Source organism: Photobacterium sp. BZF1, from assembly GCF_014349205.1.
Lineage (GTDB): Bacteria > Pseudomonadota > Gammaproteobacteria > Enterobacterales > Vibrionaceae > Photobacterium.
On the sequence record NZ_JACSOF010000151.1, the window covers coordinates 1 to 16,613 of the forward strand.

Consider the following 16,613-nt stretch of genomic DNA (forward strand, 5'->3'; position numbering starts at 1 on the left):
CGGTCATACTGCGACGGTAGATGTTGAAGTTGGTAGTGGCAAATATGCGATTGATACTGGTTTTATTGTGTTCAATGACCGTACTTATCCTAATTTTGAAAAGCTTCTGGCTGAAATCGGAATTGTTGGTCAACCCACTGAGATGAGTTTTAGTGTTCACAATTCGCTAAATGGGCTTGAATATAATGGACATGGTTTGCTGTCTATGTTTGCTCAGAAGCGAAACCTACTTAATCCATTTTTCTATCGTTTTATATATGACATTTTACGCTTTAATCAGTTAGCGCGTGATGTTGATTTAGCCTCAGAGGTCAGCAAAACTCAAACCCTTGGCGACTTCCTTGGCAAACACCGCTTCAATAGCTATTTCTGTGAAAACTATATTTTGCCGATGGGGGCAGCGATATGGTCATCGACATTATCGGACATGCGCCAGTTTCCTCTGGAGTTCTTTATTCGTTTCTTTCGTAATCACGGGTTACTGGAAGTGACCAACAGGCCGCAATGGTACGTCATACCTGGCGGTTCCCGTGAATATGTTAAAAAATTGATTGTTCCTTTTGAAGATCGGATCCGGTTATCCACCCCAGTCACTGCAGTAAAAAGAACACATGGAAAAGTCGCGGTGACAGCGAATGGTGTGAGTGAAATTTATGACCACGTTATTTTTGCCAGTCATAGCGATCAAGCTTTGAGTATGCTGTCGGATGCAACAGAAGCTGAAGAAAAAGTACTTGGAGCTTTGGGTTATCAGAAAAATGATGTAGTGCTACATACCGATAAGTACTTACTGCCAAAACGCAAAGCGGCATGGGCGTCCTGGAATTATTATCTGGGGGATAATGAGGATGGTCAGTGGGAAGATAAGCAAACCACATTGACCTATAACATGAATATTCTTCAAGGTATCGAGGCACCTGAAACCTTTTGTGTCACCCTGAACCAGACCGACCAAATCGCGCCCGAGCGGATCTTACGTAAATTTGTCTATGCGCATCCAGTATTCACAACACAGAGTATTCAGGCTCAGCAATGCCGTGAACAGGTAAACGGCGTTCAAAATACATGGTACTGCGGTGCCTATTGGTACAACGGATTTCACGAAGATGGCGTTCGTAGTGCATTAGATGTTGTGAAATGCATTAATAGCCTAACTCTACCTGAGACTGAAACTTCATCTTTAGATTCTCCTGAACAGACTGCCGTAGAGGTAGGGAGTAGGGGGGCGTCATGAACAGCGGCTTGTTTTCTGGTGTAGTCAGGCATCGGCGATTCACCCCTGTATCACATCAGTTCCAATACCCGATGTTTATGCCGCTGATAAACTTGGATGAATTAGCTGACCTTGAAAGGGGCGTATTTGGTTTTGGCCGTCGTTGGTATCACTTTGCAAGGTTCAAGCTATCTGATTACTTGCGTGGTAATGAGAGCCTCAAGGGGCTGACCCATTCAGATATTTCAGATCAAGGTGCGGCGTTGAAACAAGCTGTGCTAGATAAACTCGAGGACCTGACAAACGAGGCAATAAAAGGTCAGGTATTCATGCTTTGCCAATTACGTTACGCAGGCATGTATTTTAGTCCATTGAATATGTACTACGTATTTGATGATCAAGGAAAGTGGCAATGGGTGCTGGCTGAAGTCAGTAATACACCATGGAATGAAAAACATTATTACGCACTGCCAGCTGTAGAGCATTGGGAACACAATCAATGGTATGAGAAAAAATCATTTCATGTGTCACCTTTTAACCCAATGAAACAACATTATTACTGGAAATTAAAACAGCCAGCATCAAATGTTTTTCTTCACCTCGACATCCATGAGCAGCAGACAAACATCAAGGTGCTAGATGCGACGATGGCTCTCAAGCGTCACCCAATGACTACGTCAATTCTATGGCAGCACATAGCTAAAACACCTATTCAAACGGTCAAAGTCGTGATCGGTATTTACTGGCAGGCGTTGAGATTATGGCTAAAAAAAGTGCCGTTCCACTCACACCCGGGTAGTACCCATTCATCCGCGACGGTAAATGAAAATGAGCATTTTCCTCCACCATCAAACAATAAGGAGTAGAGGTATCATGTTAAATAGCGAAGTAAGCCAAGGGGCATTGGCTCTCTCAGGAACAGATCGCGTTGCGAGGAAAATCATTTTTCGGTTTTTAGAGCAACTAAGTGGTTGCGGTTTGATGATCTCAGAAAATCAAGGAGAAACCTACTTCTTTGGTGATCGCGATGGAGAGTTGCAAGCGCAATTGATCGTTAAGCATCAAGGGTTTTACAAACGACTGTTAGATGGTGGCAGCATTGCTGCAGGCGAAGCTTACATGGATGATTGGTGGGATTCACCTGATTTAACACAGGTTGTACGTGTTCTCGCCCGTAACTTGGCAATTCTTGACAGCATTGAATCAAAAGTGGGTTGGCTGACGACTCTCAAGAACAAATGGCTGCATTACACCCGTCGTAACAGCAAGCTTTCGTCCAAGAAAAATATCCTTGCCCATTATGATCTTGGCAATGATTTCTACCGTACTTTTTTAGACGAGAATATGCTTTATTCGGCTGCAATCTATGATGGCGATGATACCAGTTTGTCACAGGCCCAATTTAACAAGATGGATCGCCTATGTAAGCAATTGGATCTAAAGCCACAAGATCACTTGTTGGAAATCGGTACGGGGTGGGGGGCACTCGCAGTCCATGCAGCAAAATATTATGGATGTAGAGTTACGACCACGACCATATCTGATGCACAGCATCAGTGGGCGAAAAGGCGTATAGAAGAAGAAGGGTTGTCCGATAGAGTTACCCTGTTACTCGATGATTACCGGGACTTGACCGGACAATATGACAAGATTGTATCTGTCGAGATGATTGAAGCAGTCGGGAAAGAGTACCTGACGACTTACATCAAAAAATGCCAGTCATTATTGAAACACGATGGTTTATTAGCTATTCAGGCGATAACCATAGCTGACCAGCGTTATGACAGTTACAGCAAAGGAGTGGATTTCATTCAGAAATACATTTTCCCGGGTGGTTTCTTGCCTTCTGTAACGGTTCTTTCGCAGCACCTAACCCAACATACAGATTTCGTAATTAGGGATCTGAGAGATATGGGTATGGACTACGCAAAAACCTTGTCTGATTGGCATAAAGGCTTCAATGAGAATGTCGACCAATATCTTCAAAGCGGATTTGACGAACAATTTATCAGGATGTGGCGATACTACCTTTGCTACTGTGAAGGCGGTTTCTTGGAACGAAGTATTAGTACCGTACAGTTGGTAGCTAGTAGAAGTGGATGGAGAAGTTAAACCACCTTAGCTAACTAACATTCGGTATGAAGATGGTGATGAATATGTCCGGTAAGAAACTACTCCTAGCAAGCTTATTATTCAATGTGTATTGGTTAATCGCGGTGTTAGGGCAACAGGCTTACGTGTGGGTACTTGCGCTCATTGTCATTGCTTGCTGGTGGAAGTTTCCTAAAGGCATAAAAGCCGCTCTATCAATAGGCTGTTTTGGTGTTGTTATGGACCTAATCCTGAGCGCTGCTGATATCTTCGCTTTCGAAAGCATCATCATACCATCTTGGCTGGTTATGCTTTGGCTGGGGTTTGGCACCTTTATATGGTTCATGAGAAGCACAATTTTGCAATACCCTGCAATTGTAATTGGGTTTTTAGGCGGGATTGGTGGTTCGATGAGCTACTTTGCTGGATACCGTCTAGATGCAGTGCAATGGCCTATGGGTGTTGGGATCACCTTGTCTGTCCTTTTTGTAATTTGGCTTTTATTCTCTTTAGCAATAGCGCTGACGATGAAACACACTGAACCTCACTATTCGTAGTATAAATTTCTTTGAGCCTATAGCCCTCGAGGGGGATATATGAACCTGTTACGATCATATCTAAGCCGATTTTTATTGTTGGCAATGTTTTATAGTTTATTTCCTGCATATGTCAGTGCATCTACACCTTGGCAAGTGTGGCCTGCTGTTGGTGATGCTCGGTTAACTTGGGGTCCATGGGTAATATATGACTCGGAATTACGTTCCCCAGATGGCAAATATCAGGGTGAGGGAGATAACCTTGCGCTAGTTATACGCTATCACAGGAATATCGACAGTGAAGATTTGATAGAAGCTACAAACGATCAATGGCGTCACCTTGGCATTAGTTCAAGCAAACGGATTCAATGGATAAACCGCCTTGAACAAATCTGGCCTGATGTAAGAAAAGGTGACCGTCTGATTTTCGTTTTGGATGATAATCAAGGCGCTTTTTTTCAGGACAACCGACAAATTGGGGTGCTTCAAGACTTCGAGATGTCTCAATCCTTTCTACAAATATGGCTGTCGCCAAATACTGCATACCCAGATATTCGTAGTCAATTGATAGGTAAACGCTAATGCCACTTGATAAGAAAACAGGTATCCGCTTTTGGCTGATTGGATGGTTGATGATGTCCTTGTTGGGTTTGTTCGGATGTAGCGCAACAATCAATGATTATCAGAATACTAAACCGGTTTTTAGTTTGTTTAGCTATTTTGAAGGCAACATAAAGGCATGGGGGATGTTGCAAGACAGAAGTGGAAAACAAACTAGACGGTTTACCGTTGACATCATAGGAACGGTAAATGAGGACGTCTTAACACTTGAAGAAGACTTTATATTCGATGACGGAGAAAAACAGCGCAGAGTATGGGTTATCAGCCAAAACGAAGACGGTACTTACACTGGGCGAGCCGACGATGTTGTGGGAGAAGCAACAGGTATCGCATTAGGTAACACACTTCATTGGCAATACGTACTACGCATTCCCGTAGATGACACAACATACGACATAAAATTTAATGACTGGATGCATCTACAAGATGAAAAGAGACTTTTTAACACCGCAAAGATGACCAAGTGGGGGTTTACGGTCGGGACAGTAACTTTGTTCTTTGAGAAACAAGACTAGCCCAGACCTTAACTTTGCCCCCTAGACATAGCCACGATGCGTTTGAGGATCCAGCGCAATAAAATAGGTATGTTATCGATATTATCTTGCTCAATGAAATTGATCATCGCAAGGGCAACATCTGGCTTGGCATGTTTTTTCAGTGCTCTTTGGATAATCTTTTTAGGGGTTACCGGTGAGCCAACAGGGATATTGGCTAAGTCCCTGAACAGAGGTTCGAATCCATTAAAGAAAAGAAAATGTTCAATATCTCTTTTTGGCAACATTGTTAGGCGGTGGCGCTCAGCTTCATTGCCTAAAATATTTCTCACCGTATCAGCATACTTTTTCCCGGCCATATCGCCATCTGCAATCATGTGCCATTCAATACCGAAATGCCGAGCGACTTTAATCAATGGTTTTAAACCGCTTTGTGCGAACTCGATGATTTGTACGCCTTCAGCTGCCAGGTTGTAGCCGCATATTCTAGCTAATTCGTTAAATAGCCAAACTTCTGTTTCCCCCTCAACTAATAACCAAGCTCGAGCAAATAGGGCACTTGGGCGATGGACGCGAAGATGGAATGTTACCCGTCGCTCTTCATCACGGCTGAGCTTTTGATTGATGATGGAATAGACTTTGGTTTTGTTGGGTTTCCGGATCAGTTTTTTGACGCTCTCAAGTGGGACAACTGAACACAGATCTGGGCTGTTTGTAGTGAGTACTTTTTGCATCGGCATTTTACAAATAAACGTCCATGCCTGGTGGAGAATCGTCGGGTGCAAACGACCTTCGGGATCTTCCAAGATCAAAATTGGGCGTGAGATGCGTTTTAATTCAACGGGGCCTCTTGCACGAATAAATGCGTTAAGTAGGCCCATAAGAACAAGCCGACTTTGCTTGGTTGTCTCGGGTTCTGTGAGTTGTTCAAGTGGATTAATGGCATACTGTGCCCGCTCTGGGAAATGGGCGCGGTCAAAGTGTTGATTCCTGTAATGGGGGGTGAAGGCAAAATAATGATCAACTAACGTTCTCAAAGCATTAATGCTGCTTTTGATCTCTGCTTGGCTAACATGCCCAGGCTTTGTCATAAGGCGTCTACACGTATTATCTAGCCGCCGTTGAATACGTGCATTGTCATCATTTCGTCGTTCTATGCCATTCCCATTATGTTGCCCATTTCCATTAGTCGTACTTGAAGATGAGAGTGGATGATACTCACGTAAGCGTCGTGCATCACGTATCCTGACAATAGGGTGGAGCACCATGAGTTGTTTCGCGAGTTTGTCGCTGTCTTCACAGTCTATAGGCTCGCCTTGCTTATTGAGGAACCGTCTTTTAGTCGATATTTTATCTCCCGATACGCTACTCGTAATTTGGTAATACAGTGCTTTGCAATGCTCTTGGCTGTTAACCCAAACCGGTGTAAATGCTTTATATCGCCGGGCTTTATGCTCACCGGGGTAATCTTCTTGCCAGTGCAAAATGATATTGAGATGACTCATCTTGGCATGGCCAGCGCTGTAGTCGACATGAAAATCATCAAAATGAAAACTATGGAAGGTTGCATTGGGTGAAAGCGCTATATCGAGGGCATCCAACAGTGAAGATTTACCCCAGGCATTTTCACCAATCAGTACGGTTAATTCATCGAATGAAAGGGATAACCGCTTGATGCCACGGAAGCCTGAAATCTCAATACGTTTTAGCTGCATAGCCACCTCAACATGAAGAAACAAAGAAGCAGAGACAATGTGAAGGAATAATGCTTGGCGTTGTAGCACTGAAGCATAGTCGGCTCATACTTTAAGCCTAACTTATGAGGCGCTGGACGGAAGATGTATTTGTCACAATATTGAAAAAATAACTGATTGATAGAAAAGGGAAACTGCTTGTTGTTAGGGAGCCTAATTGCTATAGTCAGCAACCAAAATAACCACTAACATATTGATTATCATGGAGATGTCAGATGGCTAAAATTATTCACTCAATGATCCGTGTCGGTGATTTGACTAAGTCGTTGAAGTTTTACAAAGAAGCATTGGATCTTGATGTTGCTGAGCGCCTTGATTTTGAAGGGTTTAGCTTGGTTTATCTTCGCAATGAAGAAAATGATATGGAGCTCGAGCTGACGTGGAATGAAGGTACCGAAAGCTACACCCATGGTAGTGGCTATGGTCATATTGCTGTTGCGGTGGATAAGCTTGAAGATGAGCACCATAAAATGACAGAGTTAGGCTACGAGCCCGCTGAAATCAAAGAGTTCTTCCGTGAAGGTCAATTGCTTGCGAAGTTCTTTTTTGTTCAAGATCCTGACGGTTACAAGATCGAATTTTTGCAGCGCCACGGTCGATACCAGTAACTCATGCTGCTGTAGCGCAGGTTGACCCCGAGTTAATGGATATAGCCATGCCTATATAGGTATGGCTATGAAGCTTAAGTGCTACGGCTTTTCTTATTCTTTCGTCCTTTATACACATTACGAGTGACAACCCCTGCAGCAATGCCAAGTATTATGGAAATGATAGCCACCACTCCAGCAAATAGATGAGAAGCTATTTGCTTAGCTCGAACTTCAAAAGCCTCAATCGGTAATCTACTTTTGGCTCCAAATGCCATCCCGACCACTAAACCTAACAGAATCAAGTACCTCTCAAGCTCAGGCCAATTTTGAGATTCACTATGGTAAATAGTGTAGGAAATATCTTTGAGCAATTGACTCGGTGACCACTGAGGCTCCATCAGTGTTAAAGTGCTAGCAGTAATGCCAAAGAAAATGACACCAAACAGTAACTTTCTTTGAGTTGCTGAAGTCTTCAATATTGTAAACAGCAACCCTATCGCTATAACCAGAAGAGCGGGTAGGGAAGGCGTGTCGATATTCTCAAGAGGCTGGTAACTCACGGGTGGGGTTAGCGTAGGCAAAAGTAGCCAGCCAATAATCCAGCCAACGACGGTGGCGAACATATAGAAATGTCCACTGGCAAGCTTTGAAATGGTTGATATTGAACAACCTTTATTTAAAGATGCACCTAACCCGAAAAGCAACCCGCCGAGGATAAAATGTATGGTGCCATCGAATCGGTTGGCTAAGAAAGGTAGCCACTCTCGGCCAGTAAAAGGGACGATAAGCCAATACCAAAACCCACAGCAAAGTATTGCCAACAGAAAAGACGGACGACGTTCAAGCAGTTCACTCACGCCTCTTACCATACATAATCCAGTACGTTGTGCTAGCCAACCAACAAGTGCTGCGAGAAAGATTACGATTGCCGATTGCAACATCAAACCAACCTGTCATCGATTTATCATAAAGTAATTATAATCAGCTTACTTACGGGAGATGATCGACGATATACGTGAAGTGCCTCTGTGTTTGCGTTGCAACAAAGAAGAAATTGCGTATAAAAATCTGAGATTGAACGGTTTTTGGTATAAGATATCTGCTCTGAATATGTGGAGGCCTATAACGCTTTATGACACAACATCGCTCGGCAAAGTTAACCATTGCCCATATCAATGATACTCACTCACACTTTGAGCCATCAACAATCGCACTGCAGATACCATTGAGCACGTCAGAGTTGCCCATGTCGGTCTATGCAAGCTGTGGTGGTTTCGCACGGGTATCGTCTGCGGTGAGAGAGGTAAAAAAGCAGGCCCATTTACAACAACGCGAATTCCTATTTGTGCATGCCGGAGACTGTTTCCAAGGGACGTTATTCTTTTCGTTATACAAAGGTAAGGCTAATGCAGCCCTTCTTAATGCGATTGGGATCGATGCAATGGCATTGGGTAACCATGAGCTAGATATGGGGAACCAGGTCGTCGCTGATTTTATGGATTTGGTTAATTTCCCTTTGCTGGCAGGAAACTGGGATTTATCTCAGGAGCATCTAAACAAGCAAAACCCATTGGCCCCTAAGTCCAATGTGCTGGCATATGACAATAAAAATGAGTGTGCTAAGTACCTTGTTAAAGATGTAGACGGCGAGCCTGTCGCCATTTTTGGTCTTGCGATTGAAAATATGGCGGGTATTGCCAATCCTGATCCAGATACGCAGTTCTTAAACGTTACCTTGGTTGCCAGACAGACTGTTAAAGCAATTCGCCAGGCTGGTATCAATAAAATCATATTACTAAGCCACTTGGGATATGAGCGAGATTTAGAGCTTGCCAGCCAAGTTGACGGTATAGGTGCAATCATTGGTGGTCATACCCATACAATGCAAGGTGATTTTAGTAATATTGGCTTTAGCACTTCCGATGAATATGCCGTGCAAGTTAATGGGACCAGTGTCGTACAAGCAGGTTGTAATGCCCTTGCGTTGGGGCAGTTAGAGATCGACTTTAATGCTGATGGCACGGTAGAGAAAGTTGGAGGCAAGAATCAACTATTGCTAGGTAGGCAGTTCACTGTCGATGCTAGCCGTAGCGAGCACCTTGATGACTCTACTCATGAGATGGTGAAGAGTTACCTTCTCGATCAAGAAAACGTACGCTTTTGTATTAAAGATCCACATATTGAAAACTTACTTAATCGAGACTATCGCCCTGCGGTAAGAGAACTGCAAACGCAGAAAGTGGCTGATTTGACGGAATCACTCCGCCATATTCGCGTGCCTGACCAAAAAGGGCCGAGCCAAATAGCCCCCTTGGTTGTCGATAGTTTCGTTTGGTCATCAAGACAACGGGGTCATGCTGTAGATTTCGGTATCCATAATGCGGGTGGTGTAAGGGCATCTTTGCATGCAGGTCCTATTACCGCAGCAGATATTTCCGGTAGGCTACTGCCATTTGCAATTGGCTTGATGGTGTATGAGGTAAGTGGAAAGCAATTACGTTCAGCACTTGAGGGTGCGATTAATAACGCTATTGATAACGGTGTAGAAGGCACAGGAAGTGGTAGCTTCCCATATACCTCTCGTCTGAAATATACATACCGTTGCTGCGCCCCCCAAGGGCAACGCATCGAGGTATTAAAGCTATACAAGAATGGAAACTGGGAAGATATCCAAGATGACACTGTTTATCTTTCTGTATCCTCTGGTTATACAGCAACAGGTAAGGAAGGGTACGATGCACTGGTTAACAACAACGTGGACCCGATACCTTTAAATATCACTATGGCTGATGCCTTTGAAGAGTATGCAAGACACCGGGGGACATTCGGCGCATTTGAAGAAGTAATGATTAACTACATCCCTTGTCATTGTGAGCAAGAAGATGTCGCCTAACTAAATTGTTTTGCCAGCGATAGATATAGAAACCGGTAGTTTTGGCTCACCGGTTTTTTTATTTAAAGAATTCAACTTATCTGACGCTATAACACAATAGATATTTTTATTTATTACTGATGTGAATTAATTGAAAACCTCATTGTCATAAAGACGGGGTGTAGGTCACATCTGAAGTCAGAATCTGGAGTCATGGATGAACAAAGATTGGAGCGATATAGCGCTTGTGATGGGTTGGGTATCAGCTTGGGCATTACTTATGTATTTTATGCCAGCAGCATAATTACTATCTTTTATCGAATTTAGTTGCCGAGTAATTCACTTACTCGGCAATATTTTGATACGCCTATAAGTTTACTTTGAACTTAAGATTAAGCTGATAGCGTTTCGACTGATTCCGAATTAGCCACTTCTTTAGCCAATCGGTATGCCGCTAAGTCTTCGATAGTAAGCACAGGCATGTTGTGGATCTTACCAAACTCAATGACCTCCGGAAGACGAGCCATCGTTCCATCAGGATTCGTGAGTTCGCATAGCACACCGTAAGGTTTCAACCCTGATAAGCGCATAAGATCAATCGTCGCTTCAGTGTGGCCTCGACGACCTAAAACACCTTCTGAGTTGGCTTTTAGCGGGAACACATGCCCTGGGCGGCTAAGGTCGGCAGGTACGGCATTATCAGCGATTGCAGCTTTAATTGTCGTAACGCGGTCTGCTGCCGATACACCGGTCGTAACACCTTTGGCAGCTTCAATAGTAACCGTAAAGCCTGTTTGGTTGGCACTGGTGTTGTTTTCAACCATCATTGGCAGTTCAAGTTGTTCGACACGTTCTTCAGTCAAACATAGGCAAACAATGCCCGAACACTCGCGGATCATCAGCGCCATTTGTTCGCTGGTTAGAGTTTCTGCCGCAAAAATGATATCGCCTTCGTTTTCACGGTCTTCATCATCAACAACCAAAACACCGCGACCTTGACGGATGGCTTCAAGACCGGCTTCAACACGCTCAAAAGCTGAGCCATAAGGGGTAAGTAGAGACTGATTCATGGTAATTAACTCCTAAAATAAACATTTACCAGAATCAGGGCATGGAAAGTCAGCAAGCACAGTCACACAAGTAACTGGCAAGAAATAGTATACAGCATCACTGATAAGTGATTGTACTGCATAAAAAATCCTTGTCCGTTTGATAGACAAGTACTGTACTGAGATCCTCTTTCATCCGGACTATAACCGTCGGCTCTGGACTGAAAGGACAAGCCTTTTTCACCAGATCTGCTGACCTTACACCTTGAAACAACAAGAAATAAGCGCTCGCGGGCTTTCCTATTCTAGGATTACCGCCGGTGGGGAATTTCGCCCCGCCCTGAGAATTCTTCTGAACTATAAGGAAAAGAAAAATCTCACGCAAGAAGAATAGACTTCTTTATTTGATATTTTTGACATCAGGCAGTTAAAACATCTGTGCATGTTATTCCGGGTGATTGGTTTGAGGTGAATAATCGCGAGTTGTAATGTAGTTGTTTATCCATCTAATGAATAAAGGTAACGCATAGGTGGGTATTTGAAGAGCACCAAGTAGAATCAGAAAATCAGGCCCTAAGTAACTACCGGCCACTGTAAAAGTGAGTAAAACATTTCGGTTTGCTGAGGTAATAGCAGTCAGCAAAGCCGTGTTTCTTCCCTGCCGGAAATAAAGCGCAGCGCAGACGGTGAAAAAAAGAAAGCACAGGCTAATCGCAATGGCTAAATATTGACCAGCAAGGGTAGGGCTGGCATCAAAAATATCTCTATAAGGGCCGATCAAACCAAAAGGAAATGCAAAGACAAGGATAATTGTTAATTGAGAAAGCTTGCCATGTACCCTTGTTAAGGTTTGCCTCGGTACCAAGCGATAGACAAGGGCTGAAAAGGCCATAGGGCAAACAATGAAGATTAACAGGCGAAGGCTATAGTTAGCCATGTCTAAGGTAAACCCGTCACTCTGAAAAATCAGCAAATTAACATAAAGCACCAACGGCATCATCAACGTAGTTGCAATGGTCATGGCCATGGCCGATAAAGCATCTAATCCTACAGAACGAGCTATGGCTGGGGTTGCAAAAAGGGATCCGGTAGCGGTAACAGCAACGATAGCGATTAATAGAGACTCTGATGCATCAAAGGCAATCGCCAGCGTAGCGGCAATCACTGTCATACCGATACTATGCAGAAACGAGTAAACCCAGCATTGTTTTTGTCGCAACACTTTTAATAGTGAAGATTGCTCAATCCCAACGAGGGTAAACAGCATCAAGAAAAACAGAACATAGGGAAGGGAAGGGAATACAGCGTGTGATGCTTCAGGCCATAGAAAACCGAGCAAGGTCGCAACGATTAGTAAAAGAGACGAATGTTTGGCAAGAAACGATAACATCACACAATTCCGAAAATATTTTTGTTGACGTATTGTTACGGGAATTCCGTGTGATATGCAAGGAAATTGATAGTTAGGCATAAACCAGCCCAAATATGTAGATTTATTCAAAAGCCATGCATGATCTTTCGTGGTGGTAAAAATCATATTAACGCATGATTAACACATTAGAAAAACTAATCTTCTTGTCGAAATATTGTCATTTTTGGTTGTAATCTGATCAGCCTAAAATATATGCAGTTGATAAAAATACAAACGAGAGGCAATCATGGCACAGGCAATGAATTTTGACACCATCGCAACCCCAACCGCAATGGACAAAAAAGCCTATGCGGTAAATTTCAAAGGATTGATTGCACACGCATTAGATATTGTTTTTGGTCGTAGCACTACCGCTAAGCAGTACAATGTTTCAGATTTACCGGTACACCTTCAGAAAGATATCGGTATGTACCGCTAAGGATCAGAGATTTTTGAACACTAAAGCGCTGGAATTCCGGCGCTTTTTTGTATCTGGACGGTTCTCACCCTTTATTATGTTGCTTGGTAAGATCAAACCGCTTTGTACATGATTGCGAACTACTCACAAGATAAATATTGCTTATCTGAATGCTGTGCAAAATATTGTTTCGCTAAGGGGAGAGTCCTATCCATAGCTAGAGATTTCTACGCTTTAGCAACAGATTTCCAAGAATTTAATCTTGCTTTCATTTTTTATTATTAGATTATGGCAAGATGTCACTGTATCAGAACGATTTTTGGAGATAATTGAAGTGGGTTTCTTATCAAAACTATTTGGCCTAGGTAAGCAAGAAACGAAAGTTGCAGATGTAGAGCCTATTGAATATGAAGGATATTTGATCTATCCGGAGCCCAAGGCAGAGGGTGGGCAATTTCGTATCGCTGGACGTATTTGCAAACAGTTTGGAGATGAAGTGAAAACGCATGTATTCGTTCGTTCTGATCTCTTGTCTTCCAAAGCAGATGCTGAGTCATTCATGATTAATAAGGCAAAGATGTTTATTGATCAGACTGGCGATAAGATGTTCGGCTGATTTTTCTTTTTGGCCTGCTAGTTATCTCTACCGCTAGCAGGCAATCCATAAAGGTAGAGAGAGCTGCAGTAAATGTATGTAGTGCAACACTCATCAAGGAATGATGATTGTATTTCCTTTCAGGGCAACCTCATCTCCTTGGTGTTTTAAACGACAAAGACACTATTCAGGATACTGAAGATGGGCATTTATAAAGTTAAACCAAGTAATATTAGTGATTTATGCATTTTTAAGTGCGTGCATTATTAATTTTATTTGTGGTTTGACCTCTGTCCAGGTGTTGTAAACGTTATTTTCTTACTGTTAGAAGGTAACATTTGTTAATCATAGCGACGCTTGTGTAATTTTATTTTGTATTTCGGCTACAAACTGCTTGATATTATGTTCGTGGTTGGATAAAAAATTGTTACTTATTTGCCGTAATTTAGGGATTAATAATGCAAATCGGTGTGCCTAAGGAAATACTCGCCAATGAAACGCGAGTAGCTGCAACGCCCAAGACGGTTGAGCAGTTTATTAAAATGGGGTTCAGTGTTGCTGTTGAACAGAGTGCGGGTATTCATGCAAGTTTTGATGATGCCGCCTATGAAGCAGCTGGCGCCACTGTTGTTGGTTTAGAGGATGTGTGGGCTTCAGATATTATTCTGAAGGTAAATGCACCACAAGTTAATGATCAGACGGGTGTTGACGAGTTTGACCTGATCAAAGAAGGGGCAAGCTTAGTCAGTTTCATTTGGCCTGCACAGAATGCAGATTTGCTGGAAAAACTATCTGGCAAAAACATCAATGTGATGGCGATGGATTCTGTTCCTCGTATTTCACGAGCGCAGGCATTGGATGCATTGAGCTCGATGGCAAACATTGCGGGTTACCGTGCAGTTGTTGAAGCTGCCCATGAATTTGGCCGGTTCTTTACCGGGCAAATTACCGCTGCAGGTAAAGTTCCGCCGGCTAAAGTACTTGTCGCTGGGGCAGGTGTTGCTGGTCTTGCGGCTATTGGTGCCGCAGGTAGCTTGGGAGCAATCGTTCGCTCTTTTGATGTTCGCCCTGAAGTTAAAGAGCAGGTCGAATCTATGGGTGCCGAATTCCTTGAAGTCGACTTCAAAGAAGACACATCCACAGGCGACGGCTACGCCAAAGAAATGTCTGATGACTTCAATAAAGCCGCTGAAAAGCTATATGCCGAACAAGCAAAAGAAGTTGATATCATCATTACAACTGCTTTGATTCCTGGCCGCCCAGCACCAAAATTGATCACCAAAGAAATGGTTGATTCGATGAAGCCGGGTAGCGTGATCGTCGATTTGGCTGCGGCTAATGGCGGTAACTGTGAATATGCCGAGGCGGGTAAAGTAATTACCACAGCCAATGGCGTCAAAGTTATTGGCTATACCGATATGGTTGGTCGCCTGCCGACACAGTCCTCTCAGCTTTACGGCACAAACTTGGTCAACTTGTTCAAACTGCTATGTAAAGAAAAAGACGGCACTATCGACATTGATTTTGATGACGAAGTGCTGCGCGGTTTAACGGTAATCAAAGAAGGTGAAGTTACTTGGCCTGCGCCACCGATTAAGGTTTCTGCTGCGCCAGCGCCTGAACCAAAGCCTGTTGAAGCGCCTGTAGTCAAGGAAGAAAAGCCAACATCTCCGGCCAAAAAATATGGTTTTATGGCTGCAGGTATTGCTGCCTTTGGTTGGGTAGCTAACTACGCACCAGCTGAATTCCTGTCTCACTTTACGGTATTTGTTTTGGCCTGTGTGGTGGGTTACTACGTGGTATGGAACGTTACACATGCGCTTCACACACCACTTATGTCGGTTACCAATGCAATTTCGGGCATCATTATCGTTGGTGCATTACTGCAGATAGGACAGGGTAGTGGCTTGGTCACCTTCCTCGCGTTTATTGCTGTTTTGATAGCCAGTATCAATATATTCGGTGGCTTCACGGTAACCAAGCGCATGCTTGAAATGTTCCGCAAAGATAAATAAAGGAGTAACAAATGTCTGCAGGAATCGTACAAGCAGCTTATATTGTTGCTGCGGTATTATTTATCATGTCTCTGGCGGGTCTTTCTAAGCAGGAAACGGCTCGTTCGGGCAACTACTACGGTATTGCCGGTATGGCTATCGCCTTGATCGCGACAATTTTTGGCCCAGAATCACAGGGAACTGTGTGGGTTATTATCGCAATGATTATTGGTGGTGCGATTGGTATTTACTACGCAAGACGCGTGGAAATGACCGAGATGCCAGAGTTAGTTGCTATTCTTCACAGCTTTGTGGGTATGGCAGCTGTACTGGTTGGTTTCAACACCTACTTTGATCATGGTGAGCTCAGCGGGGTAATGCTGAATATCCACCTGGTGGAAATCTTCCTTGGTGTGTTCATTGGTGCGGTAACCTTTACCGGCTCGGTAGTTGCGTTTGGTAAGCTTCGCGGCAGTATTTCGTCTAAGCCGCTTATGTTACCTCATCGCCATAAGTTGAATCTGGCCGCTGTAGTGGTTTCCTTCTTGCTAATGGTTGCTTTTGTTAAGGCAGAAGGCTCTACAATCGCCCTGATCGTCGTAGCCTTGATTGCATTTGCTTTCGGTTACCACTTGGTGGCATCGATTGGTGGTGCGGATATGCCAGTTGTTGTTTCCATGCTGAACTCATACTCAGGCTGGGCAGCTGCGGCAGCAGGCTTCATGTTGGCAAACGACCTTCTTATCGTTACCGGTGCGCTAGTAGGTTCTTCTGGTGCAATCCTGTCTTACATTATGTGTAAGGCGATGAACCGCTCTTTCATCAGTGTTATTGCTGGTGGTTTCGGCACAGATGGTTCTTCCGCTGCAGCTGATGAAGACCATGGTGAACATCAGGAAGCGTCGGCAGAAGAAGTGGCTGAAATGCTAAAAGATGCACGCTCAGTGGTTATCACACCTGGATATGGTATGGCGG

At 43.6% G+C, this 16,613-nt stretch carries 16 protein-coding genes and 1 riboswitch; of the genes, 12 read left to right on the top strand and 4 right to left on the bottom strand.

Translation table 11 applies throughout. The annotated features are described in order from the left end of the window. From BIZ37_RS24750 to BIZ37_RS24775, 6 genes are all read left to right on the top strand, one after another. A partial coding sequence (locus BIZ37_RS24750; protein ID WP_187463781.1) for an NAD(P)/FAD-dependent oxidoreductase occupies window positions 1-1,234 on the top strand: 1,234 nt, incomplete at its 5' end. Then, entirely contained in the window at window positions 1,231-2,079 is an 849-nt protein-coding gene (locus BIZ37_RS24755) for a DUF1365 domain-containing protein (RefSeq protein WP_187463782.1), read from the top strand. The genes BIZ37_RS24750 and BIZ37_RS24755, both read left to right, overlap by 4 nt. A 7-nt stretch (window positions 2,080-2,086) precedes the next feature. Then, entirely contained in the window at window positions 2,087-3,325 is a 1,239-nt protein-coding gene (locus BIZ37_RS24760) for a cyclopropane-fatty-acyl-phospholipid synthase family protein (RefSeq protein WP_187463783.1), read from the top strand. 44 nt (window positions 3,326-3,369) lie between these two features. After that, window positions 3,370-3,861 (top strand): DUF2878 domain-containing protein, encoded by a 492-nt coding sequence (locus BIZ37_RS24765; protein ID WP_187463784.1) that lies wholly within the window; start codon window positions 3,370-3,372, stop codon window positions 3,859-3,861. A 39-nt stretch (window positions 3,862-3,900) separates the two neighbouring features. Next, window positions 3,901-4,422 (top strand): chalcone isomerase family protein, encoded by a 522-nt coding sequence (locus BIZ37_RS24770; RefSeq protein ID WP_187463785.1) that lies wholly within the window; start codon window positions 3,901-3,903, stop codon window positions 4,420-4,422. Window positions 4,423-4,472: 50 nt separating this feature from the next. Beyond that, window positions 4,473-4,976, top strand: a complete 504-nt coding sequence (locus BIZ37_RS24775; RefSeq protein WP_370577687.1) for a DUF3833 domain-containing protein — start codon at window positions 4,473-4,475, stop codon at window positions 4,974-4,976. Between the two features lie 8 nt (window positions 4,977-4,984). Here BIZ37_RS24775 and BIZ37_RS24780 read toward each other — a convergent pair whose 3' ends face one another. Beyond that, window positions 4,985-6,670: an ATP-dependent endonuclease gene (locus BIZ37_RS24780; protein ID WP_187463787.1), complete on the bottom strand. Its 1,686-nt coding sequence runs from the start codon at window positions 6,668-6,670 to the stop codon at window positions 4,985-4,987. Window positions 6,671-6,924: 254 nt separating this feature from the next. Here BIZ37_RS24780 and BIZ37_RS24785 point away from each other — a divergent pair, with 254 nt between their 5' ends. Further along, window positions 6,925-7,317 carry a VOC family protein gene (locus BIZ37_RS24785; protein ID WP_187463788.1) on the top strand — a complete coding sequence of 131 codons (393 nt, stop codon included), beginning with the start codon at window positions 6,925-6,927 and terminating at the stop codon, window positions 7,315-7,317. A gap of 74 nt (window positions 7,318-7,391) precedes the next feature. Here the strand turns inward: BIZ37_RS24785 and BIZ37_RS24790 are convergent, their stop codons facing one another. Continuing rightward, window positions 7,392-8,240 carry a YeeE/YedE thiosulfate transporter family protein gene (locus BIZ37_RS24790; protein WP_255526893.1) on the bottom strand — a complete coding sequence of 283 codons (849 nt, stop codon included), beginning with the start codon at window positions 8,238-8,240 and terminating at the stop codon, window positions 7,392-7,394. 191 nt (window positions 8,241-8,431) lie between these two features. On the opposite strand from BIZ37_RS24790, the gene BIZ37_RS24795 reads away from it, so the two are divergent. Then, entirely contained in the window at window positions 8,432-10,192 is a 1,761-nt protein-coding gene (locus BIZ37_RS24795) for a bifunctional UDP-sugar hydrolase/5'-nucleotidase (RefSeq protein ID WP_187463789.1), read from the top strand. A gap of 371 nt (window positions 10,193-10,563) precedes the next feature. On the opposite strand, the gene ribB is transcribed toward BIZ37_RS24795, so the two are convergent. Continuing rightward, entirely contained in the window at window positions 10,564-11,241 is a 678-nt protein-coding gene (gene ribB, locus BIZ37_RS24800) for a 3,4-dihydroxy-2-butanone-4-phosphate synthase (protein WP_187463790.1), read from the bottom strand. Between the two features lie 159 nt (window positions 11,242-11,400). Beyond that, window positions 11,401-11,572: riboswitch (FMN riboswitch) on the bottom strand. Window positions 11,573-11,665: 93 nt separating this feature from the next. Beyond that, entirely contained in the window at window positions 11,666-12,610 is a 945-nt protein-coding gene (locus tag BIZ37_RS24805; protein WP_187463791.1) for a hypothetical protein, read from the bottom strand. Between the two features lie 268 nt (window positions 12,611-12,878). On the opposite strand from BIZ37_RS24805, the gene BIZ37_RS24810 reads away from it, so the two are divergent. The 4 genes from BIZ37_RS24810 to BIZ37_RS24825 all read left to right on the top strand — a co-directional run. Next, a complete protein-coding gene (locus BIZ37_RS24810; protein WP_107296482.1) occupies window positions 12,879-13,070 on the top strand; it encodes a hypothetical protein in 192 nt (63 codons plus the stop codon). A 313-nt stretch (window positions 13,071-13,383) separates the two neighbouring features. Beyond that, on the top strand, window positions 13,384-13,665 hold the full coding sequence (locus tag BIZ37_RS24815) for an HlyU family transcriptional regulator (RefSeq protein ID WP_107296483.1): 282 nt from the start codon (window positions 13,384-13,386) through the stop codon (window positions 13,663-13,665). A 437-nt stretch (window positions 13,666-14,102) separates the two neighbouring features. Beyond that, window positions 14,103-15,659, top strand: coding sequence for a Re/Si-specific NAD(P)(+) transhydrogenase subunit alpha (gene pntA / locus BIZ37_RS24820; protein WP_187463792.1), 1,557 nt, complete (start codon window positions 14,103-14,105; stop codon window positions 15,657-15,659). Between the two features lie 11 nt (window positions 15,660-15,670). After that, window positions 15,671-16,613: NAD(P)(+) transhydrogenase (Re/Si-specific) subunit beta (locus BIZ37_RS24825; RefSeq protein WP_187463793.1), on the top strand; the 943-nt coding region annotated here is incomplete at its 3' end.

Coding starts and splice junctions, on each gene's coding strand:
- BIZ37_RS24760 (WP_187463783.1), top strand. CDS start 2,087: ATGTTAAATAGCGAAGTAAGCCAAGGGGCATTGGCTCTCTCAGGAACA.
- BIZ37_RS24770 (WP_187463785.1), top strand. CDS start 3,901: ATGAACCTGTTACGATCATATCTAAGCCGATTTTTATTGTTGGCAATG.
- BIZ37_RS24810 (WP_107296482.1), top strand. CDS start 12,879: ATGGCACAGGCAATGAATTTTGACACCATCGCAACCCCAACCGCAATG.
- BIZ37_RS24765 (WP_187463784.1), top strand. CDS start 3,370: ATGTCCGGTAAGAAACTACTCCTAGCAAGCTTATTATTCAATGTGTAT.
- BIZ37_RS24755 (WP_187463782.1), top strand. CDS start 1,231: ATGAACAGCGGCTTGTTTTCTGGTGTAGTCAGGCATCGGCGATTCACC.
- BIZ37_RS24785 (WP_187463788.1), top strand. CDS start 6,925: ATGGCTAAAATTATTCACTCAATGATCCGTGTCGGTGATTTGACTAAG.
- BIZ37_RS24790 (WP_255526893.1), bottom strand. CDS start 8,240: ATGTTGCAATCGGCAATCGTAATCTTTCTCGCAGCACTTGTTGGTTGG.
- BIZ37_RS24795 (WP_187463789.1), top strand. CDS start 8,432: ATGACACAACATCGCTCGGCAAAGTTAACCATTGCCCATATCAATGAT.
- ribB (WP_187463790.1), bottom strand. CDS start 11,241: ATGAATCAGTCTCTACTTACCCCTTATGGCTCAGCTTTTGAGCGTGTT.
- BIZ37_RS24780 (WP_187463787.1), bottom strand. CDS start 6,670: ATGCAGCTAAAACGTATTGAGATTTCAGGCTTCCGTGGCATCAAGCGG.
- pntA (WP_187463792.1), top strand. CDS start 14,103: ATGCAAATCGGTGTGCCTAAGGAAATACTCGCCAATGAAACGCGAGTA.
- BIZ37_RS24775 (WP_370577687.1), top strand. CDS start 4,473: ATGATGTCCTTGTTGGGTTTGTTCGGATGTAGCGCAACAATCAATGAT.
- BIZ37_RS24805 (WP_187463791.1), bottom strand. CDS start 12,610: ATGTTATCGTTTCTTGCCAAACATTCGTCTCTTTTACTAATCGTTGCG.